Annotated in this window: 21 protein-coding genes, 1 riboswitch and 1 other annotated feature; of the genes, 18 read left to right on the forward strand and 3 right to left on the reverse strand. The window is 45.9% G+C overall.

Annotated elements, in window-relative coordinates; genetic code table 11:
- Positions 1-44: 44 nt before the first annotated feature.
- From MCG46_RS08575 to MCG46_RS08610, 8 genes are all read left to right on the forward strand, one after another.
- A complete protein-coding gene (locus MCG46_RS08575; protein WP_240279370.1) occupies positions 45-218 on the forward strand; it encodes a hypothetical protein in 174 nt (57 codons plus the stop codon).
- Positions 219-292: 74 nt separating this feature from the next.
- Entirely contained in the window at positions 293-898 is a 606-nt protein-coding gene (locus tag MCG46_RS08580; RefSeq protein WP_240279373.1) for a hypothetical protein, read from the forward strand.
- Between the two features lie 348 nt (positions 899-1,246).
- Positions 1,247-2,185, forward strand: coding sequence for an NERD domain-containing protein (locus MCG46_RS08585; protein WP_240279375.1), 939 nt, complete (start codon positions 1,247-1,249; stop codon positions 2,183-2,185).
- Positions 2,186-2,623: 438 nt separating this feature from the next.
- A complete protein-coding gene (gene rhuM, locus MCG46_RS08590; protein WP_430622662.1) occupies positions 2,624-3,007 on the forward strand; it encodes a RhuM family protein in 384 nt (127 codons plus the stop codon).
- 387 nt (positions 3,008-3,394) lie between these two features.
- Positions 3,395-4,147, forward strand: a complete 753-nt coding sequence (gene yaaA / locus MCG46_RS08595; protein WP_240279386.1) for a peroxide stress protein YaaA — start codon at positions 3,395-3,397, stop codon at positions 4,145-4,147.
- A gap of 260 nt (positions 4,148-4,407) precedes the next feature.
- Positions 4,408-5,106, forward strand: coding sequence for a 5'-methylthioadenosine/adenosylhomocysteine nucleosidase (locus MCG46_RS08600; protein WP_240279388.1), 699 nt, complete (start codon positions 4,408-4,410; stop codon positions 5,104-5,106).
- A complete protein-coding gene (locus MCG46_RS08605) occupies positions 5,103-5,261 on the forward strand; it encodes a maltose acetyltransferase domain-containing protein (protein ID WP_240279390.1) in 159 nt (52 codons plus the stop codon). Before MCG46_RS08600 ends, MCG46_RS08605 begins: the two co-directional genes overlap by 4 nt.
- A gap of 77 nt (positions 5,262-5,338) precedes the next feature.
- Entirely contained in the window at positions 5,339-5,710 is a 372-nt protein-coding gene (locus MCG46_RS08610) for a sugar O-acetyltransferase (RefSeq protein WP_240281444.1), read from the forward strand.
- Positions 5,711-5,746: 36 nt separating this feature from the next.
- On the opposite strand, the gene MCG46_RS08615 is transcribed toward MCG46_RS08610, so the two are convergent.
- Positions 5,747-6,745, reverse strand: coding sequence for an isocitrate/isopropylmalate dehydrogenase family protein (locus MCG46_RS08615; protein WP_240279392.1), 999 nt, complete (start codon positions 6,743-6,745; stop codon positions 5,747-5,749).
- 135 nt (positions 6,746-6,880) lie between these two features.
- On the reverse strand, positions 6,881-7,732 hold the full coding sequence (locus MCG46_RS08620; protein WP_240279394.1) for a DMT family transporter: 852 nt from the start codon (positions 7,730-7,732) through the stop codon (positions 6,881-6,883).
- Between the two features lie 238 nt (positions 7,733-7,970).
- On the opposite strand from MCG46_RS08620, the gene uxaC reads away from it, so the two are divergent.
- Both uxaC and MCG46_RS08630 read left to right on the forward strand, forming a co-directional pair.
- Positions 7,971-9,365, forward strand: a complete 1,395-nt coding sequence (uxaC, locus tag MCG46_RS08625) for a glucuronate isomerase (protein WP_240279396.1) — start codon at positions 7,971-7,973, stop codon at positions 9,363-9,365.
- A 147-nt stretch (positions 9,366-9,512) separates the two neighbouring features.
- The gene (locus MCG46_RS08630; protein ID WP_240279398.1) at positions 9,513-10,733 is read left to right on the forward strand and encodes a hypothetical protein; all 1,221 of its coding nucleotides are present in this window, start codon (positions 9,513-9,515) and stop codon (positions 10,731-10,733) included.
- Positions 10,734-10,849: 116 nt separating this feature from the next.
- Here the strand turns inward: MCG46_RS08630 and MCG46_RS08635 are convergent, their stop codons facing one another.
- On the reverse strand, positions 10,850-12,868 hold the full coding sequence (locus MCG46_RS08635) for an FAD-dependent oxidoreductase (protein ID WP_240279400.1): 2,019 nt from the start codon (positions 12,866-12,868) through the stop codon (positions 10,850-10,852).
- A gap of 177 nt (positions 12,869-13,045) precedes the next feature.
- On the opposite strand from MCG46_RS08635, the gene MCG46_RS08640 reads away from it, so the two are divergent.
- The 8 genes from MCG46_RS08640 to obgE all read left to right on the forward strand — a co-directional run bounded on the left by MCG46_RS08640 (position 13,046) and on the right by obgE (position 20,267).
- The gene (locus tag MCG46_RS08640) at positions 13,046-13,645 is read left to right on the forward strand and encodes a TetR/AcrR family transcriptional regulator (protein WP_240279401.1); all 600 of its coding nucleotides are present in this window, start codon (positions 13,046-13,048) and stop codon (positions 13,643-13,645) included.
- A gap of 135 nt (positions 13,646-13,780) precedes the next feature.
- A riboswitch (Lysine riboswitch) is annotated at positions 13,781-13,960 on the forward strand.
- A gap of 82 nt (positions 13,961-14,042) precedes the next feature.
- Positions 14,043-15,437, forward strand: coding sequence for a YfcC family protein (locus MCG46_RS08645; protein ID WP_240279402.1), 1,395 nt, complete (start codon positions 14,043-14,045; stop codon positions 15,435-15,437).
- 18 nt (positions 15,438-15,455) lie between these two features.
- Positions 15,456-16,649, forward strand: a complete 1,194-nt coding sequence (locus tag MCG46_RS08650) for a M20 family metallopeptidase (protein ID WP_240279403.1) — start codon at positions 15,456-15,458, stop codon at positions 16,647-16,649.
- Between the two features lie 245 nt (positions 16,650-16,894).
- Positions 16,895-17,731, forward strand: coding sequence for a pyridoxamine kinase (locus MCG46_RS08655; RefSeq protein ID WP_240279404.1), 837 nt, complete (start codon positions 16,895-16,897; stop codon positions 17,729-17,731).
- A gap of 146 nt (positions 17,732-17,877) precedes the next feature.
- Positions 17,878-17,952 (forward strand) — a sequence feature (ribosomal protein L21 leader region).
- Positions 17,953-17,982: 30 nt separating this feature from the next.
- Positions 17,983-18,294, forward strand: a complete 312-nt coding sequence (gene rplU / locus MCG46_RS08660; RefSeq protein ID WP_020223363.1) for a 50S ribosomal protein L21 — start codon at positions 17,983-17,985, stop codon at positions 18,292-18,294.
- A gap of 6 nt (positions 18,295-18,300) precedes the next feature.
- Positions 18,301-18,618 (forward strand): ribosomal-processing cysteine protease Prp, encoded by a 318-nt coding sequence (locus tag MCG46_RS08665; RefSeq protein WP_240279405.1) that lies wholly within the window; start codon positions 18,301-18,303, stop codon positions 18,616-18,618.
- 3 nt (positions 18,619-18,621) lie between these two features.
- A complete protein-coding gene (gene rpmA / locus MCG46_RS08670; RefSeq protein ID WP_020223365.1) occupies positions 18,622-18,906 on the forward strand; it encodes a 50S ribosomal protein L27 in 285 nt (94 codons plus the stop codon).
- A gap of 80 nt (positions 18,907-18,986) precedes the next feature.
- Positions 18,987-20,267 carry a GTPase ObgE gene (obgE, locus tag MCG46_RS08675; protein WP_020223366.1) on the forward strand — a complete coding sequence of 427 codons (1,281 nt, stop codon included), beginning with the start codon at positions 18,987-18,989 and terminating at the stop codon, positions 20,265-20,267.
- Positions 20,268-20,284: the final 17 nt, after the last annotated feature.

Genomic DNA, 20,284 nt, shown 5'->3' on the forward strand with positions numbered 1-20,284 from the left:
TGGAAGTACATTGAAAGATATACAGGATCTAAGTGGTTACATCTTTGGTGATTGGACAAGTACAGCACATTTCTGTTGAGGAAAGATATGCACAAGGCTATGAACAACGATATGGTAAGGAAGGATTTATGATGCTGATACCGGCACCCCAAAATCTTGTTACAGGAGAACCAAATCAATCGGCGATAGCTACTGTAAATATTAAAAATTATGACTGACTACTTCCGATTTATTTGGAAATTATTTAGAATGAAAATTGGGATTTAGTTTGCGACTGTCAAGGAGGTTAACTATGGAATATACACCTATAGAAAAAGATGTCCTTTTAATGATGAAAAAGACGAATTTTAAGAATTTATCTAAAAATGATGTTATTAGTTTCGTGTCAAAATTAGGAGAATTGCGTCCAGAAGTCGCAAAAGAGGTTCTTGCTCAGTATCCAGAATTTGTAAAGTTGGTGAACTCTACTCTCGCAGAATATAAAAACATGATTGATTCTATCGTTAAAAGTGATGATGAGAGTCTTAAAGTGTATTACAGTATCGCAGATAAAGAAATGGATAGTGCATCTGATAGTAGGAAACAGTTTTACAATCTTGTGAAACAAGTACAATCAGATTACAGCAAATGCTTAGATAATCCAAACTTATCTCCAGAAATGCTTATGGAGGTATTAAACAGGGAAACTGAATTTATTAAGATGGCTAATGAAAAAGACACAGAAATTCGTGACCAAGAAAAAGAAATCGAAAGTAAAGCTTATAAAAAAGATACGGAAAAAAGAGAATTCAATTGGAAACTTGTAAGCGGAATCAGTTTGGCATTAGTTATGGTTGCAGGAATTAGTGCAGGAGTGCTGGGTGGTAAATTTGATTTTAAGCTACCAAATAAAAGTTGAAACCTAAAATAACTCATTTTATTCATGATATAATTATAGATATAGAAACCGTTGCCTGTTCTCACATGGACAGACCTCTGTTTTGAAAATGCTGTTGACCGATTACCGATGGGAGAACGTCCAAAACAGTGAAAAAGCCATAAATCACCCTTGATTTATTTACTGAAATACAAGCATTTTCTAAGAATTTCGGCTTGGACTTGATCATGCAAATTCAGCGGATTTTGTGGACTTATTACCCGCAATAATAAGGACTTAGGCTCTAACATCGCTATCAAAACTACCCGCTCAAGCCATGCTGAAAAGGTTGTGTTGATGTCTAAAAAATGAATAGGAGAAAGATGAACTATGGAATTATTTAAAAAATCAGAAGTGACGATTCTGAAAGAGTCCAGCTACAATCGGGTATATCTGGAAAAGCTGGAAGGATTACTTATCAAGGCGAATGGGGATGTAAAAGATAAGATTCAGAAAGAGTGTGCTATTGCAAAAGCGGGTATTATAGGTGAGGATAATATTCTGTTTGAACTAAAAAACAGCAATATAGATATGGTTGTATTGCATGATATCTATATTGAAACAGCAGATGGCCGCAGTGCACAAATTGATTTTGTTGTTGTGACATCAAAGATTACGTTTATTATTGAATGTAAAAATCTATATGGAAATATTGAAATTGATTCAAAAGGAAATTTCATTCGTGTAATGGAGTATGGTGGAAAAAAGCATAAGGAAGGCATATATTCTCCAATTACTCAAAATGAACGACATATGACTATACTAAAGGAATGCAATGCAGAGAATAAAAGTGTATTACAGGCTGCATTGATTAGAAAATATTTTAATGACTTCAATAAGTCACTGGTAGTTTTAGCAAATCCAAAGACTATTCTTAATGACCGATATGCAAAGAAGGAAATAAAAGAGCAGATTCTTCGAGCTGATCAGCTTATTAAAGTTATGAAAGAGATGATTTCAAAATCAAAAGAAATTGCTTCTTCGAGAAAGGATATGCTGAAAACTGCTGAAAATATTTTACGATTAAATAAAGACATGAGTAATGACTATATTACTAAATATGAAGAATTAGTATCAAATATGCAAAATACTGTAACTACTCAAGAAAACGAAATGCAAGAGGCAAAGGCAAAGCTTGAGACTATGGTCTGCCAAAGGTGTGGGGCACCTCTAGTGCTAAGAACAGCAAAAAAAGGGGATAAAGCAGGAAACCAATTTTATGGCTGTTCAAATTATCCAAAATGCAGATTCATTAAGAATATCGAATAGATGAAATTCGATTGAGGATATACTGGAGCAAAATTAAGCAGGGATATAAAGCGCAAAATAAGGAATGAGTTTTAGCTTTATAGTATATCTGTATATGGATTAAATTACCTTGTTTATATCGATAGTTATAGAAGAAATTAAATAATAATGAAAACAAATGCCTTATATTTCTTGATTCAATTCCGAAGATAATATTAAATTCTTTTGAGAGTTAAGCGAAAACCAATCAAATAGCCGGATTCATAAGTTCTAATTTTTCGATATATTTCCGTAAACGAACTGTTACTAAATCGACGGTAGGATATTCATGCGCTTAACTCGTGACATGTTGAAACGGTAGCATTGATGTCAAGGAAGACATGAATTTCAGTAGTATAATCATGTCATGATGCCGGGTCAAAAGCCTTATATTTCACAGTAAATATAGCTCATTAAGGAGTGACTACAAAAAAGTTTTATACAACGGTTCAAAATAAGATGCACTATACAGTATATGGGCATACAGCTGTTGAATTGATTGTAGAGAGAGCAGACCATACAAAAGAGCATATTGCATTAACAACATGGGCAGATGTGCCTGAAGATAAAATCAAGAAAAGTGATGCCACAATTACAAAGAGTTTTCTGAACCAAGAAGAAATGAAGCAATTAGATCGTATGGGTAATGCATATCTAGATTTTGCTGTAAATATAAGATATATTCTATTGACAATGCAATATTTGGAAAAACGTCTTGATAGTTTTATTGAGATGTTTGAATACGGAATTTTGCAGGATGCAGGTAAAGTGATTGCTGAGATTGCAAAACTTCATACAGACTGATTTGAAAAATATAGAATTATTCAGGTCAGATTATTTATGTCTGATTTTGATAAGTGATAAGTATATGTTGGAATCAGAAGAAAATGTAAAGGAATGAAGGTTTTTATTTTGATATAATTAACGTTCATTCAAACTCGTTTGAGAGAAGATATTCTTCCTTTCAATAAGTTTACATAACAGGATGAGGCGATCGGTATGGATCATAAAGTTAATAAGAATAAAAATTTGAATGTTATTATTCATATATCAGAAGAGAGTCTAATTTAAATTGAATCAGTCTTTTACGCAGATACTTTTTGGCTTTCTTCGGACAAAAAGATCAGAAGACACTGGATCTTCTGAAACTATCCGAAAAGGAAAATTAAGTTTAGAAAAGGAGGATTAAGGATGAAACTGATCATTGCACCGGCAAAACGGATTAAAGATGATGAAGTATTTCTGCAGCCCCGTCGTTTTCCTTTTTTTCTGGAAGACAGCCGAAAACTTTTAAGTATCATGAAAACATTGTCTGCAAAACAGCTGGAAAAACTGCTGAAATGCAGCCCAAAAATTGCTGAGGAAGCCGCGAAGCAATATCAGCGGATGGATTTGGATCAGGAGGGAACTCCGGCGCTTTTAAGTTATGATGGAATTCAGTATTGGACGATGGCACCGCATGTTTTTACGGATGATCAGCTGACTTATATGGAAGAACATGTTCGCATTCTTTCAGGTTTCTATGGCCTGCTTCGGCCTTTGGATTCAATTCATCCCCATCGCTTAGAAATGGATTCACCATTAAAAACATCGGATTTTCATAGCTTGTATGAATTTTGGGGAGATCGGCTATATCGGCATTTAACACAAACAGACTCAGTCATCATTGATTTGGCCAGCGCTCAGCATGCCCGCAGCGTCAGCCGCTATGCAGCATCGCCAGTGCGCGTTATCAAGTGCTGGTTCTACGAAGAAACGGCACAAGGACTTCGTGAAAAGGGCGTTTATGTCAAGATGGCACGCGGAGAAATGGTTCGCTATTTAGCTGAAATCCTGGCGGAAGATCCTGATCTGATCAAGACGTTCAATCGGCGGAATTATCATTTTTGTCCTGATCTTTCCAATGATCAAAATTTTGTCTTTACGAGGAAGAACGCAGAATAACATTTGTCTGAGTTCAGAACGGGAAGATTCCCTGATTTGTCCGCGCTACGGTGGGAAACTGCTTTTAAGAACAACGAAAAAAGGAAAAAATACCTGAAAATCCTTTTATGGATGCGCCAATTTTCCTCAATGCCGCTATGTCAAACCTTTGGATTGAATGATGGAAAAGCAAGCCGGGAGTAAAAGAACCTTGCTAAAAAGCCAGCGAGCCCATTAAAATAAAGTGAACAAGAACTCTGCAGAAAAGGGAGGAAAAAGGTTTGGAGAGATTAGGAATCATTGCAGCGGCAGACGATGAAATTCAGCCGCTGATCGATCAGATGCAAATTGAAAGCGTCATTGAAACGGCGAAACTGAAATTGTTTGTCGGTCAATGGCAAAAACAAGCGGTGATTGCCGTTCGCTGCGGTGTAGGCAAAGTCAATGCAGCGCTGGCTGCTCAGCTTTTGATCAACCAATCCCTCTCAGCGCTCTTGATGACTGGGACAGCTGGAGCATTGGATTCTCGCCTAAAGATCGGTGATGTTGTGATTTTAGAACAGTGCACCTATCACGATGTAGACCTTCAGGGAGTTCTGATGGATTATCATCCTTATATGAAAGATCCATGGTTTACCAGCGATCCCAAACTGACCGCCTGGGCTAAAGCTGCGGCAACGCAGGCTGATCTACAAGGAAAGGTGTGGACTGGACGAGGCGTTACAGGCGATCAATTTATTGATCAGGATCAGCGGGATTCAATCATCGAACGGCTGGATCCACTTTGTGTCGATATGGAAAGTGCAGCTGTGGCGCATGTTGCTTATGTCAATGAGGTTCCTTTTCTGGCAATTCGTGCGATTTCAGATACACCCTTCAACAGCGGTCTTGAGGTATATCATGCGCATTCAGAAAGCGCGGCTAAACAGGCGCTGCTTCTGTTCAATGCGATGATGAGAAAAGGAAAACCGATTGAATGAAAGAAAAGACAAAAATGATTGCCGGAGAACACTATAATCCACTGGATCCGCAGCTGATTGTTCTGCGGGACAGAGCCAGCCGAATTTGTCATCGGTATAACAAAAAGTTTTCCATGAAATTAATCTGCGCAGTCGGCTGCTGCGCAAACTGGTAAACACGACGGGAAATTTCTGGGTAAAGCCGCCATTCTATTGTGATTATGGTTTCAACATTACTTTGGGTTCGGATGTGATGCTGAATTATGGCTGCGTATTGCTTGACGTCTGTCCCATTACGATTGGCGATAAGACGTTGATCGGCCCGCAGGTTCAGCTGGTCACAGCCTGCCATGCGTTAGAACCTGAGCTGCGTGAGAAAAATATGGAATGGGGAAAGCCAATTACCATCGGCAGAAATGTTTGGATTGGAGCAGGCGCGATCCTATGTCCGGGAGTTACGGTTGGGGACAACACTGTGATAGGAGCAGGCAGCGTGGTCACCCGATCCCTGCCGGAAAATGTCGTCGCGGTCGGCAATCCCTGCCGCATCCTCAGACAGCTTGGGGAAGCACCGAATCTAAAAGAAGATGACAAAAAGAGAAGCCATTTTATTGAGCCGGAGTAAACTCAATAAAGGCTTCTCTTTTCATTTCCAATAAACCTAAAGCTTGGCGATCAGGGCATCAGTAAATTCGATTGTTGAGGCTGTACCGCCCAAATCCCGTGTGCGGATCGACGTTTCACTCAGCACACTCACTAAAGCCTGATGAATCCGCTGCGCATGCTCGTCATACCCTAAATGCTCCAGCATCATGCATGCCGACTGCAGCAAAGCGGTTGGATTGGCAAGATTTTTCCCGGCAATGTCCGGCGCCGAGCCATGCACAGCTTCAAAAATCGCGATATCTTCGTTGCGGTTGACCCCTGGCAGTAATCCCAGACCCCCAATTAAACCACTGGAGAGATCGGAAAGGATATCACCATATAAATTCGGCATGACCATAATATCAAACTGTTCCGGATGCATGACTAGCTGCATGCACGCATTATCAACAATCAAATCATTCGCTTCGATGTCCGGATAAAGAGCCGCTGTTTCGCGGAAGACCTGCAGGAACAGTCCATCACTCTGCTTTAAAATATTGGCTTTATGCACGCAGGTGACTTTTTTTCGCTGGTGCGCGAGGGCATAATCAAATGCCGCCTGAATAATCCGTTTGGAAGCGGGACGGGTGATCCGCTTAATCGCCTCAACGGTGTCCGCATCCACAACGCGTTCTTCACCAATATATAAGTCTTCTGTGTTTTCACGAAAAATGATCAGATCGACTTGATCATATCGGGTTTTTACGCCCTTTAAAGAATGGGCAGGGCGGATGTTTGCGTATAGATCAAACGCCAGCCGCAATCCGACGTTTACGCTGCGGAAGCCTTTGCCAATCGGCGTGGTACAGGGAGCTTTTAGCGCCACCTGGTTGCGGCGGATGGACTGCAGCGTGGCTTCCGGAATCAGACTTCCGGTCTGTTCCCATGCTTTCTGGCCTAAACTCTGCCGGTCAAAGCTTAGGGGAGCCCCTGCCGTATTTAAAACACGGATGACCTGAGCTGTAATCTCCGGGCCGATGCCATCGCCCTCGATCAAAGTGATTGTTTTTGTCATGTTCGATGCCTTCTTTCTACCTGTTTTTAAGTGTACCGCATCCAAGAAAATTTGAAAAGAAGAAAATGAAAAACAAATCAAGGAATCTGAAAATTCTTTCTTTCTGAGGTTCTTCTGGACTTTTAAACGGGCTGATTAAGGCCGACTGAGTTTCCACGAGACACCCAAAATTAGAACAGCTCCCACGATCTGGGGAATCGTAAAGGGTTCATGCAGTAAAAAACCAGAGAAGAGCAGTGCACTGATCGGATCAATATAGCTGAGGAAAGCCGCTGTCGTACTGTTCAGCTTCGGCAGCGCTGAGAAGTAAAGGGCATAGGCGATTCCAGTATGAACAATCCCTAACACAAGCACAAGCCACCATTGAATTGTGGTGATTGCTTTCCAATGAATCATCGGCGGCTGAATGAACAGATACAGAAGCAGGATGAGGGCAGCGATCAACAGCTGCAGGCAGGAACTGTCCAGCCCGGAGACCGATTTAAAATGAGGATTGATCAAAATGATTCCGGCATACATCAGGGCCGCGATGAGCCCGAAACTGATTCCGATCACTGGATCACTTCCCAACTGTGCACCCGGATTGATTAACAGACCCAATCCAATTAAAGCACTTAATAAAAGAATACCGGAGCGGCGGTTAAAAGTTCGCGAACGCATCAAGGTGAAAAAGGCAACGAGAATGGGTGCCAGATAATAACATAAGGTAGCGACAGAAACCGTGGTTCTGCGGTACGCTTCAAATAAGAAGACCCAGTTGGAACCAAGCAGGATGCCGGAGATCAACAAGGCCAGCCGTGCTTGAAATGACTTTGGAAGCTGCAGCCGCGTATGTCGGATCACTTTGTAAAGCCCCAGAACACCCGCTCCGATTCCGGCTCGCAAAGCGGCGATAACGGCAGAAGGCAGCGGAAGCAGGCGGACAAATAATCCCAGACTGCCGAAGATCAGCATCGCACTGATCAGCTGAATTTGACTGCGTTTCATCTCATTTCACCTTTGCTCTCAAGAAGTTCTTAAATATAGGATAGAAAAGAAGCAAGGCACTGTCAATGGAAAGCCATAAAAGAAAGCATGAGGAATGGATTATTTCGCTGCGCAGACCGTTTTCATGCGATGAACCAATCAAGAAAACGGAAAGAACAAAAAAAGGGTGAGTATGCAGATTCCTTATGCTTCCATTTATAAAATGCGGTATACTGGAAGAAAGAGCGGAGTGAGACAGATGAAAAAATTTATGGATGAAGATTTTTTACTGCAGAATGAAACAGCGAAGCGATTGTATCATGAGGCGGCGCAGAAGATGCCGATCCTCGATTATCACAATCATCTGGAACCTCAGGTCATCTATGAGGATCGATGCTATTCCGATATCGCTGAAGTGTGGCTGGGGCGCGATCATTATAAATGGCGGGCGATGCGGGCGGACGGTGTGAATGAAGAAAAGATTACCGGTAAGGCCAGCAATCGTGAGAAATTTGACGCCTGGTGCGCAACGATGCCAGATTTAATTGGCAATCCACTATATCATTGGACGCATTTGGAATTAAAACGATATTTTGGAATCGACGCTTTGATCTGTCCGGAAAATGCAGATGCAATTTGGCAACAGACTCAGGCGCTGCTTCAGACACCGGAGTATTCAACTCGCAATCTGCTGCGGAAGATGAATGTGAAAACCTTATGCACGACGGATGATCCGCTGGATGACCTGCACTGGCATCGTGGGTTGAAGGATGATTTTGAGATTCGTGTGCTGCCGGCATTCCGGCCGGATCCCGTGCTGAATTTGGATAAGCCTGATTATTTGGATTATATCGGCAGGCTGGAAGCCCTGACGGGTGAACACTGCGGCCAGTGGTCAGGATTAAAAACCGCCTTAAAAAAGCGAATGGATGTTTTTGGTCAGCACGGTTGCCGCCTAAGTGATCACGCTCTGGATGGAAACTTCTATGCTCCGGCAAAGGATCAGGAAATTCAGGCGATCCTGGACTTGAAAAAAGCCGGACAGCCTCTGACTTCCTTGCAGCTGCGGCAATATCGTGGAGCTGTGTTGGTCTTTTTAGCCGGGGAATATGTGCAGCGCGGCTGGGCGATGCAGCTGCATATTGGAGCACTGCGCAACAACAATACTCGAATGTTCAAAATACTGGGTGCGGATACCGGTTATGACAGTACGGATGATCCGATGATTGCCGCTCAGCTCAATGCGCTGCTCGATGCGATGGAACAATCGCAGGGTGTCCCGAAGCTGATTCTGTATAGTTTGAATTCCAAGGATTATGAAGTTCTGGCGACGGCAGCTGGCAACTTCCAGGATGGAACAATTCCCGGAAAGATTCAATTGGGTTCGGCATGGTGGTTCTGTGATCAGAAACGTGGGATGGAAAAACAGCTGGATACGCTGGCTGAGGTTGGCTTGTTATCGCGGTTTGTCGGCATGCTGACGGATTCCCGCAGCTTCCTGTCATTTCCAAGGCATGAATATTTCCGCAGAATCTTATGCAATAAGTTGGGAACTTGGGTTGAAAATGGTGAAGCGCCGCAGGATTGGGCTTTGCTGGAAAAGATGGTTCAGGATATTTGCTATGATAACGCAGTCCGTTATTTTGATTTCTGAGAAGATAAGTGTAAAGAAAGAGAGTCAAGGGATCTTGGCTTTTTTTCATTCATCTATAAAAAGCGATGAAATGATCATACACTATATTGCAAAACTGAATAGTGCGTGATAAAGTGGAGATAACTTCAATGGGAAAGGAAGATCAATATGAAAATCAATCAGCTTTGGATACAAGAACAAAATGCTCAGTTCACATATCAATGTCAGATGTTCTTGGAAAAAGATGAAAGTTTCTGGTTGTCGGATCAAATGGTTATCGATACCCTCTCCAGGCAAAATGAACCCATCCCTTTTACGGTTTCAGAATCAGAAGAATTATTGTTTCGGGCGAATGCCTGTCAAATTACACCGCAGCTGGAACAGGCCGGCGAAGTGATTCTCTGTTACCATGGCCAGGCTGAAGGGTGGGCGAATGTTCACCAATCAGGATTACTGGCGATGAATTTCTATTCCGTCTATTTCCCTCAGCAGCGAAACTTTTCCATGATTCCTTTTCCACTTGTCTATCAAGGCCGGCCCGGTCATGACATGTTGGAGGGAGAATGGGACGAAACAATCCAGGGCTGGCGAAGTCAGGGCTTGGCTAAAGATCCCGGCCACGTTGTCATTATGGATCCGGCAATTCGGCGCGTGCAGGAAAATGACGTGGCTCAGTTTACTTATTTTGATGAATCTGAAACAGCGCTGGTTTCAACCCTGATAAACGAAGTAGAACAGATCTTAGCCGACTACCAGCAGGCCTACGGCAGCCGTTCTTTGCCGAAGCGGAAAATGATCTCTTTCAATCTTGCCGACGAGGGCAATTCCGGTGCTTTTCAGCGCGGCGAATGGACTTTTTATACACGAATTCTGCCTGGAAAGGAATATAATGAATTGCATGTCCAGCAGATGATCGGTATCATGGCACATGAATTCGCTCATCTCTGGTTTACCGGCGCGGATGTTTCATCGTGGGAGGACTGGCTGAATGAAACCGGGGCAGAATGGGCCTGCCTGCGCTATTTAATGAAGCAGAATCGACAAGCTCTGCTCAAACAAAAATTGAATCGGCTGCTTGCCCTTTACGCGCAGGTTTCACCAATCCGCACGCCAGACCTGGAAAACAATGCGCAAAGTGTCCATGTTAAAGGAACAGCGTTGTTTCTGAGCTTGGCTTTGCGGCATGGTATGGAAGTTGTTGACCAGCTGTTGTATTTGCTTGCCGAGCTGCCGGAAAAGACAACCGCAGCCCTGTTAACCCAAATTCGGCAGAAGCTGTCTATCTCATTAGCAGAAGAAATCGAATCTCTGCTGGATCAATCTGACTTTGGACTGACGGCAAAGGATCCGGCTTTTGAGCAGGTGCTGCATGTCAGGCTGACAGACTGACGGCATTCTGTTTCCATCGCGGGATCACAAAAGCGAATTCAGGCTTAAGATCAGGCAAAAAAGAAAGTAAAGAAAAAGGAGACGCGCATCTCCTTTTTTAGTTTAAATCACATTCATTAAATTGTCTTGCCTGCGACATAGCCGGTTCTGACCGCTTCCAGGACGCTGCCGACACCTTGCGCATCGCCGATCGTAATGACTTCATCACACAGATCCTGAATTTGATCCGCAAGAAGGGCATTCGGGCGATCCCCTACGGCAATGATGACATTGTCTGCCCGAAGTGTCTGACGGCCTTGATCGGACTCAATGACAACCGCCTGATCCTGAATTTCGACACACCGCGTATTCAGCAGCGTATTGCAGTTCAGATCGCGCAGATGAGCTTTGAGAATAAAGCGGGTTGTTTCAACCATCTTTCCCATTAACTGATCGCTCATTTCAACAATCGTCACATTTTTTCCTGCCTCCAGCATCCATTCTGCCGTTTCACAGCCGACCGTGCCGCCGCCGATGATCACAATGTTTTCTCCTGTCGGCTTTCCCATCAAGGCTTCTTTAGCATTCATGACAGACGGTTTATCAAAACCTGGAATCGGCAGCACCGCGGGCAGAACGCCGGTCGCGACAATGACCGTGTCTGGTTTTAAGCGTGCCACTTCCTCGCGGGTAATTGGATGATTCAGCTCTACTGTAAAGCCGCGGTATTCGGCCTGGGCTTCCATATACGGAATATAATCGGCTAAATTTTGTTTGTAAGGCGGAACAATGGCTGGGATCAGCTGGCCTCCCAAACGATCAGCCGCTTCATAGACCGTAACGTGATGACCACGGATCGCTGCGACGCGGGCGGCTTCGATGCCTGCCGGGCCGCCACCAACCACCATGACATTTTTAATTGTTTGAGCTGCCGGAAGGGAAGCATCGTTGTCATCGTGACCGAATACGGCATTGCCGCTGCAGATCAGTTCGCCGTCATGATGCAGCTGATTGTCCATGCATTTCTGGCAGCCGATACATGGCCGGGCATATTTCCAAGTTCCTTCCATGATCATGTTCGGACGATTCGGTTCAGTCAACAAGCCCCGGCCCATATGGATGAAATCGCATATGCCCTGCGCTAGGGCGCCTTCGGCCAGTTCTGGATCATAAGTCCGACCGCCGGAAATCAAAGGAAGGGTAATGGCGGGGACACCGCGGCCTTCCAGATTCGGGCGGTCTTCATTTTCCGCGATCGTTGCTTTGCGGATCATTCCGGCTAACGGGAAGGTCATGCCTTTCGCCTGACCGCCGGCGGGAATATCTTTCAGCGTTGCGACGTCACTCCAGTCACAGGCGATGACTTCAATCGCATCAGCCCCAGCCTGCTGGACTAAATAACAGTTCAACAAACCATCCATAACGCTGACACCGCCGTTTAAGCCGCCGTCAACCACGTTCATTTTGATCAGCACTGGGAAATCCGCGCCGCACCGGGCTTTGATTTTGCGGATAATATTGCACGCGAAGCGGGCGCGGTTGAAAGCATTGCCGCCGTATTCGTCAGTTCTTAAATTCGCCGTGGCTGAGAAAAACTGCGCGACTAAATAATAACCGGCGCCATGCACTTCAACAGCGTCATAGCCAGCCTGTTTTGCCCGATAGGCCGCATCGGCAAATTTATCTTCCAGCGCTACGATCTCATCATGCTCAAAGGCCCGCGGTGTTTCCCCGGTCAGACCGGTCAGAAAACTGTACGGCATGGCCACGGCCGAAGGGGCAACCGCCGGCTGATGAAGCTGATGAAGGACATCCAGATTTGCGCCGCGGCCAGCATGGCTGAGCTGTATCGCACATTTTGAACCATATTTGTGAATCACATCGGTGATCCGGCGGAATCCCGGAATATACTTGTCGTCGCTGAGGGCAATGTACTGCGCGGTATTAATGCCTAACGGAGGATCGACACAGGTGACTTCGGTAATGATCAGGCCGGTGCCGCCTTTGGCGTTTTCGGCATACCGGTTGACGATGGCGTCGGTGACAAACCCGTCTTTTCCGGCATCGGTGCCCATTGGCGGCAGAACGATGCGGTTTTTCAGTTCAAGCGAACCGATCTTGCCGGGGGAGGTGAGGATAGGGAATAAATCGGACATAAGAATAATTCTCCTTTCTGTGAATGTGATTCACATTTTGTAATTTCATTATATCGCCTTGTGCATGGATTATCAAGATAAATGTGAATTTAGTTCACATTTGATTTCTGAAATCTTCGCAGCGGTTGACACGCAGAATTCGCTGAGCTATAGTTAAGCTCAGAAAAGAGGGATAGTATGCCGCGATCTACCCGTTACAGCACGACGCACCAGCAGCTGAAAGACCAGGCGCTGGCGCTGTTTTTGGAAAAAGGCTACGAACAGACAGGAATTCAGGAAATAACGGAACGAGCTGGTGTGGCTGTCGGTTCCTTTTACCGTCATTTTTCGTGCAAGGAGGAAATCTTTGTCGAGATCTGGGATGAATACGCGGCCAATAATATTCGCCAGACTTTAGAAAAAGTTTCGCATATAGATAATCTGAAAGCTTTTCTGGATATCTTAATGAGCGAAAATGAGAAGTTTGCCCAGGATCCGATTACCACGGCGTTATACGCCACACAGACTTCACTGATCAGCTCAAATCGAGTGGAAAGCTTTCCGCAGATTGCCGCATGGTCGATGCGCTATCGGATTGAGATTCAGCGGCAGATTCAGCGCCATCTCCCTTCGCAAAGTGAGCAGGAAGCCGTAACTCAAGCCAATATTGTCCACTGTCTGCTCAACAGCTATGCCATGCGCTATGCGGATCGGCTGCAGCGGTTTACGTACCATGCCCGGCCATTTCGTCAGATTTTATATGCGATGCTGCAGCTGGACGAGGATTCAGAAATCTAGTTTTTAAACAGAATGGATCTAAGAATTGGGAAATTTGAATGAATTTTCCTTTTTTAATCCTTTTTTCGCGTTTTTCCTGCATTCGCTGGTTGAAAACGCAAGGGGAATGTGATAATCTAAACGTGCTTGTGAATCATCACAGCTAGAGGTGCGGAGATTAAGAGTACGCAGACTGAGGCCGAAAGCCATGGACGTCTGTCGGAAAGGATGATCCGCCGAAGTCGTTTTGTCGCAGAAACGGCTGGGGGCCTATCAAACAGGTAGGTCACTGTCTTTGTAAAGAATGCCATTTTACAAAGGAGCACTATCTTAAGGCATATAGGGATGAATGATGATTTCCATTGATCTTTACATGTTTTAGGATGTAAAGATTTTTTTTATTCAAGGAGGAAATTGTATGCGCAGAAAAACTGCCAAATCATTCAAAATGCCCCATACCTACGTTATTATCTTCGGCATGGTGCTGCTTACAGCGCTGTTGGCCAACATCGTTCCTGCAGGAGAATTTACCCGCGTGCTGGATGAAGCCAGCGGAAAAATGGTCGTCGCTGCCGATTCTTTTCATTATCTGCCAAAGACTGGCTGCAGCTTATTTGAAATTTTCACTTCGATTCAGTTAGGTTTTATTGATGGAGCTCAGATTATTTTCTTCATCGTCTTTGCCTACGCTTTTGTTTATATGATGCTGAAAAACGGAACCTTTGACGCCGTGGTCGGTGCGGTGCTGCGTAAGATCGGGACACGCGTGCATCTTCTGATTCCGATCTGCATGATCGCGTTTGGCGTTTTGGGTTCAACGATCGGTCTGTTTGAAGAAACCTACGGACTGCTTCCAATTTTCATTTCCATCGCGATTGCATTGGGCTTTGACGCCATCGTCGGCGGTTCGATTGTCTACATTGCGGTGGCCGTCGGGTTTGCGGCGGCGACGATCAATCCGTTTACGATCGGCATTGCGCAGGAAGTTTCCCAGGTTCCGCTGTTTTCCGGCTTAGGTTATCGGGTACTCTGCTTTCTTGTTTTCATGGGAATCTCAATTCTTTATGTCTGGCGGTATGCGGAAAAAGTCAGAAAGCATCCGGAAAAATCGATTTTAGCGGGCGAGCAGCTGAACTTCCGCGAAGTGGGTACAAAGGAAGAACTGATGAAGCGCGACTTCACAATGACGCAGAAAATATCCTGCGCGTGCTTTATCTTTACCGTCGTGATGTTGTTGATCGGTACAATCCAGCTGGGATGGTATATCAATGAGATTGCCGCGCTGTTTATTATCATGATGATCGTAATTGGTTTAATCTCCCGCTTTACGCCAAGTCAGATTGCGCAGTATTTTATTGAAGCGGCGAAGGACATGATGTTTGGTGCGCTGATCGTGGGCTTAAGCCGGGCAATACCGGTCATCATGGACAATGCGCATATCATCGACACAATTGTCTACTGGCTTTCAACGGGACTGGCGCAGTTTCAGGGCATTGCCAGCGCATTAGGCATGTTGTTTGTACAGAATATCATTAATTTCTTTATTCCCTCCGGCGGCGGACAGGCCGTGGTCACGATGCCGATTTTGGCGCCGGTATCCGAAATGGTTGGGTTAAGCCGTCAGATTGCCGTGCTGGCTTTCCAGTTCGGCGATGGCTTCTCGAATATTTTCTGGCCGACTTCGGTATTCATGATGTGCGGTATTATGGGACTGCCGGTCAACAAGTGGTATAAGTTTGTAACGCCGCTGTTCGGTTTATTATTTGCCGCAGAAATTGTTCTGCTGATCGGCGCTGTTCTGATCGGCTATTAACAACAGGAGGTGCACTCAATGGAAATGAATTTAGATGTTCTGCGCGAAGCGCTTTACGCTAAGGAAAACGAGATGGCTGCCCAGTTTGAAGCTGTGCGGGAAGCAATCTACGCCCATCCGGAATTGGGATGTGAAGAAGTCTGGTCGGCTGATTATCTGTGTGAGCTGATGCGCGGCTATGGCTTTGCGGTTACGCGGCCGTATGGCGGGCTGGATACTGCATTTCGGGCTGAACTGAACTGTGGGGAAGGGCCGAAGATCGCTTTTCTGGCAGAATATGACGCGCTGCCGGGCTATGGTCCTGACCATGATCAGAAGGCGCATGCCTGCGGGCATAACTGGATCGCGGCCTCGACGCTGGGCGCCGCGGTGCTGTTAGCGCAGTTGAAGGAGCAGTTCAGCGGGTCAATCGTGCTGATCGGAACCCCTGCCGAGGAAACGCTGGGCGGGAAATGTGATCTGGTAAAAGCCGGCTGCTTTGATGATATTGATGCGGCTTTCCAGATGCATTTGGGGGCTGAAAATAATATACATGTCGTCTCGCTGGCCATGGATTCGCTGCAGTTTGATTTTGTCGGCAAGGCCGCACATGCGGCAGCGTATCCGCATTTGGGCATCAATGCGCTGGATGCCGTGCAGCTGACTTTTGCGGGCATCAATGCCCTGCGTCAGCACATGCCCAACGATGCGCGGGTGCATGGGATTGTGACCAACGGCGGAGCGGCCGCCAACATCGTACCCGAAACGGCGTCCTGTCAGTTTTATATTCGGGCCAAGACCCGCGAAACGCTGGAAACTTTAACTGAGCGGATCATCAACTGTGCCAAGGGCGCGGCGCTGATGACAGGAGCGACCCTGAATTATCACAATTTTGAAAATTCTTATGATGATCTGGTTTACAGCGAACCACTGCGGAAGTTGTTAAAAGAAAATCTTGAAGCGTTAGGGGTAACGAACTTTGTTCCTGAATCTAACGAAGCTTCCGGCTCAACCGATATCGGCAACGTTTCCCATGTCTGTCCAACGGTTTACTGTGAAATCGAAACAGGTGCCTGTCCGCCGGTCTATGCTCACAATGAAGATTTTCTGGCTTATGTGCATGGCGTTAATGCAGATCATTCACTCCATACGGCGATCAAAGCGATGGCGTACAGTGCTCTGCAGGTGTATCGCCAGCCGCAGCTGCTGAAAGAAACGGCTTCACTGCGTTAGACCGCGCGAACCTTAAAAAAAAGACTGTCTTGATTTTGCATCAGGGCAGTTTTCTTATCTTGATGATGGGCAAGTCAAACTCTTTCGGCCATGGAGAATGAACTCTTTCCATACCTCCTTTTGATTCCTCATCCATCTTCAGCAACAATAAAAAGTAGCAGATTGGGCAGGCAGAAGCTTGTGTTTGCGCGGCCGCATGTTTATAATCTCTTTAGAGTCGTCAGACTTCAAGGAGGACGAGAAATATGCAGCGAATAGTAACAATCCAGGATATATCCTGCGTCGGGAAGTGCTCGCTGACGGTGGCGCTGCCGATCATTTCCGCGATGGGCGTGGAAACGGCGATCATTCCGACAGCGGTGCTGTCAACCCATACGATGTTTCAGAACTATACATTTCATGACCTAACAGATGAGATTCAGCCGATTGCTCAGCATTGGAAACAGGAAAAACTGGATTTTGCGGCGATTTATACCGGATATCTGGGATCGAAACGCCAAATCGAGCTGATTTCTGATTTTTTTGATCAGTTTAAAACGGAAGAGAATCTGATTTTTGTCGATCCGGTGATGGCGGACAATGGCAGGCTGTATCCGTTGTTTGATCTGGACTTTGCCCATCAGATGGCCCGACTGTGTGCCAAGGCGGATATCATTGTTCCAAATTTAACCGAGGCCTGTTTTCTGACCGGAACGGAATATCGGGAAGATTATGATGAAGCTTATATTGAGGCTTTGCTTAACAAGCTGGCGGCGTTGGGAACCCAACGGGCGGTGGTGTTAACGGGCGTCGCTTTCCAGCCGGGAAAAACCGGCGTTGTTGGACTGGACATTCAAATCGGGGAAAGAATTGCGTATGTTCATGACCGCATTCCGGTCAGCTACCATGGTACCGGTGATATTTTCTCCAGCACGACTGTCGGTGCCTTGGCCTTGGGAAAAAGTCTGCAGGAAGCGCTTGAAATTGCGGCGGATTACACCGTATCCTGTATACGCGAAACGATGGAGCATGATCAGCAGAAAAAGTATGGCGTTAATTTTGAATTGATGCTGCCGCAGTTAATCCATCGGCTGGGTCATTAAGTCCAATTCCTTGAACGTCTGTCCCGGAAGGCGGGGCTGAAAGGTCAGTAAACAGTAAAAAACCTTGAAAATCAGCGGTTGGATTGGTAAAATTACATTGACTGGAAATGGCCGCTGTGCTATTATTATCACGTTGTATGCCCCTCTGATGGCTGCAACCGCTCATAACAGGGCTTTAAGACAAAAGATTGTCCCCTGCGTTGGCGAGTCTCTTTCAGAAATACATGAATAAATGAACGGAGGTGCAAGTCATGTACGCAGTAATTGAAACAGGCGGAAAGCAGCTGCGCGTTGAAGTCGGTCAGTCTATTTTCGTAGAAAAGCTGGACGTTCAGCCGGGTGAAGAAGTTGTCTTCAACACCGTTGTGCTTTATGCCAACAGAACAACAAAAATCGGTACGCCGTATGTCAAAGGTGCTAAGGTAACCTGCAAAGTTGAGAAACAGGGTAAGGAAAAGAAGATCACGGTCTTCAAGTACAAAGCCAAGGACGGTTCTTCTCACCGCAAACAGGGTCACAGACAGCCGTATACAAAGCTGACCGTTGAAGCCATCGAAGCTTAAGACTTTATGATTCGGATCAAGATGACTGAACGTCAGGGAAAGGTGGAAACCTTGCTGGCGGAGGGTCATGCGGGCTATGCCGAAATGGGACAAGATCTTGTCTGTGCCGGTGTCAGCTGCATTACGATCGGAACCAATAATGCTCTGGATGAATTGGCTCCCGGTACGTTTCAAACGGAAACACGGGAGGGGTTTTTGAAAATCCGGATTTTAAATCCGGAGGATCCGAAGGCTCAGCTGATTCTCCGAACAGCCTGGATACAGCTGCAGACCATTGCAGAGAGTTATCCGGAATTTATAAAACTAAAAAAACAGGAGGTGTAAGCCATGAAGTTAGTATTGAACATTCAGTTGTTCGCTTCCAAAAAGGGTGTCGGTTCTACAAAGAACGGCCGTGATTCTCAATCGAAAAGACTGGGAGCTAAGAAAGCGGACGGACAGTTTGCGACAGCGGGTTCAATCTTATACCGTCAGCGCGGCACAAAGATTCATCCGGGTGTGAATGTCGGACGCGGCGGCGATGATACCTTATTCGCAAAAGTCGACGGAACTGTAAAATTTGAACGCGTAGGCAAGGATAAGAAGAGAGTTTCTGTTTATCCTGCAGCGTAAGTCAACAAAATCCCCGGTTGGGGATTTTTGTTTGAGGCATAACGATCAAGGTTATCATAAGAAGAAAGGAGGCGTTTTCCATGTTTATAGATCGTGTTAAGATGAAATTGAAAGCCGGCAATGGCGGCAATGGCTTAGTTGCTTTCCGGCGTGAGAAATATGTTCCGTTAGGAGGGCCAGCTGGCGGAGACGGCGGAGATGGCGGCGATATTATTTTTGAAGCTGACAGCAACAAATCAACATTGCTGGATCTGCGCTATTCCAAACAGCTCGTAGCCGGCAACGGCGGAGTGGGAAAACCCAAGAAGATGCATGGCGCGGATGGCGACGATGTGATCGTCAAGGTGCCGTTAGGAACGTTGGTCAAGGATCTGGCAACAGGCGGACTGATCGCCGATTTAACCAAACCCGGACAACAGGCAGTTATTGCCAAAGGCGGCAAAGGCGGCCGGGGCAACTGGCATTTTGCTTCCGCCCGCAATTCGGCGCCGGAGTATTGTGAGCAGGGAGAAAATGGCGAAGCCAAAGAAATTCAGGTCGAATTGAAATTGTTGGCCGATGTAGGACTGGTGGGTTTTCCTTCTGTAGGGAAATCAACTTTGTTGTCGGTCGTATCCAAAGCCCGCCCGGAAATTGCGGATTATCCGTTTACGACGATTACGCCGAATCTGGGAATGGTTCAGGTCCCTGACGGCCGTTCGTTTGTCATGGCCGATCTGCCGGGTCTGATCGAGGGCGCCAGCGAAGGCAAGGGACTGGGACATCAGTTTCTGCGGCATATAGAACGCTGCCGGGTCATCGTTCACGTCGTGGACATGGGCGCCAACGACGGCCGTGATCCGCTGGAGGATTACCGGATCATCAACAAGGAATTAGAACAATATGAGCTGCGGTTAATGGAACGGCCGCAGATTGTATTGGCGAATAAGATGGATCTGGAGGGTGCGGAAGACAATCTGAAACGATTTAAGGAAGCCTATCCTCAAGTGCCTGTCTATCCGGTCATTACTTTGATCGCAGAGGGTCTGGATGAAGTGCTTTACAAAGTCGCTGATTTGCTGGAAACAACACCGGAATTCCCAATGACGGGAGAAACGGAAACCGAAGAGGGCGTCTTGTATAAATTCGTACCGAAGGCTCCGGATTTCACCGTTACGAATCTGGGCAACCATCAGTGGCGTTTGGAAGGCCCGAAGGTCGAAAAGCTGTTCAAGATGACGGACTTTGAAGTGGAATCTCAGGTGTACCGCTTTGCCCAGTCGCTGCGCAAGCTGGGGGTCGATGAAGCCCTGCGGCAGAAAGGGGCAGAAGACGGCGATCTGGTATTTATTCAGGATTACCAATTTGCTTTTGTTGAATAATTAATCAGAGGTGCATT

Source organism: Holdemania massiliensis (genome assembly GCF_022440805.1).
GTDB lineage: Bacteria > Bacillota_I > Bacilli_A > Erysipelotrichales > Erysipelotrichaceae > Holdemania > Holdemania massiliensis_A.

What these genes read in the sequence shown, in the direction of transcription:
- MCG46_RS08585 (WP_240279375.1), top strand. Translation starts at nt 1,247, where the DNA reads ATGGAATTATTTAAAAAATCAGAAGTGACGATTCTGAAAGAGTCCAGC.
- MCG46_RS08640 (WP_240279401.1), top strand. Translation starts at nt 13,046, where the DNA reads ATGCCGCGATCTACCCGTTACAGCACGACGCACCAGCAGCTGAAAGAC.
- yaaA (WP_240279386.1), top strand. Translation starts at nt 3,395, where the DNA reads ATGAAACTGATCATTGCACCGGCAAAACGGATTAAAGATGATGAAGTA.
- MCG46_RS08630 (WP_240279398.1), top strand. Translation starts at nt 9,513, where the DNA reads ATGAAAATCAATCAGCTTTGGATACAAGAACAAAATGCTCAGTTCACA.
- uxaC (WP_240279396.1), top strand. Translation starts at nt 7,971, where the DNA reads ATGAAAAAATTTATGGATGAAGATTTTTTACTGCAGAATGAAACAGCG.
- MCG46_RS08635 (WP_240279400.1), bottom strand. Translation starts at nt 12,868, where the DNA reads ATGTCCGATTTATTCCCTATCCTCACCTCCCCCGGCAAGATCGGTTCG.
- obgE (WP_020223366.1), top strand. Translation starts at nt 18,987, where the DNA reads ATGTTTATAGATCGTGTTAAGATGAAATTGAAAGCCGGCAATGGCGGC.
- MCG46_RS08620 (WP_240279394.1), bottom strand. Translation starts at nt 7,732, where the DNA reads ATGAAACGCAGTCAAATTCAGCTGATCAGTGCGATGCTGATCTTCGGC.
- MCG46_RS08665 (WP_240279405.1), top strand. Translation starts at nt 18,301, where the DNA reads ATGATTCGGATCAAGATGACTGAACGTCAGGGAAAGGTGGAAACCTTG.
- MCG46_RS08645 (WP_240279402.1), top strand. Translation starts at nt 14,043, where the DNA reads ATGCGCAGAAAAACTGCCAAATCATTCAAAATGCCCCATACCTACGTT.
- MCG46_RS08580 (WP_240279373.1), top strand. Translation starts at nt 293, where the DNA reads ATGGAATATACACCTATAGAAAAAGATGTCCTTTTAATGATGAAAAAG.
- MCG46_RS08610 (WP_240281444.1), top strand. Translation starts at nt 5,339, where the DNA reads ATGCTGAATTATGGCTGCGTATTGCTTGACGTCTGTCCCATTACGATT.
- MCG46_RS08655 (WP_240279404.1), top strand. Translation starts at nt 16,895, where the DNA reads ATGCAGCGAATAGTAACAATCCAGGATATATCCTGCGTCGGGAAGTGC.
- rpmA (WP_020223365.1), top strand. Translation starts at nt 18,622, where the DNA reads ATGAAGTTAGTATTGAACATTCAGTTGTTCGCTTCCAAAAAGGGTGTC.
- MCG46_RS08615 (WP_240279392.1), bottom strand. Translation starts at nt 6,745, where the DNA reads ATGACAAAAACAATCACTTTGATCGAGGGCGATGGCATCGGCCCGGAG.
- MCG46_RS08605 (WP_240279390.1), top strand. Translation starts at nt 5,103, where the DNA reads ATGAAAGAAAAGACAAAAATGATTGCCGGAGAACACTATAATCCACTG.
- rplU (WP_020223363.1), top strand. Translation starts at nt 17,983, where the DNA reads ATGTACGCAGTAATTGAAACAGGCGGAAAGCAGCTGCGCGTTGAAGTC.
- MCG46_RS08650 (WP_240279403.1), top strand. Translation starts at nt 15,456, where the DNA reads ATGGAAATGAATTTAGATGTTCTGCGCGAAGCGCTTTACGCTAAGGAA.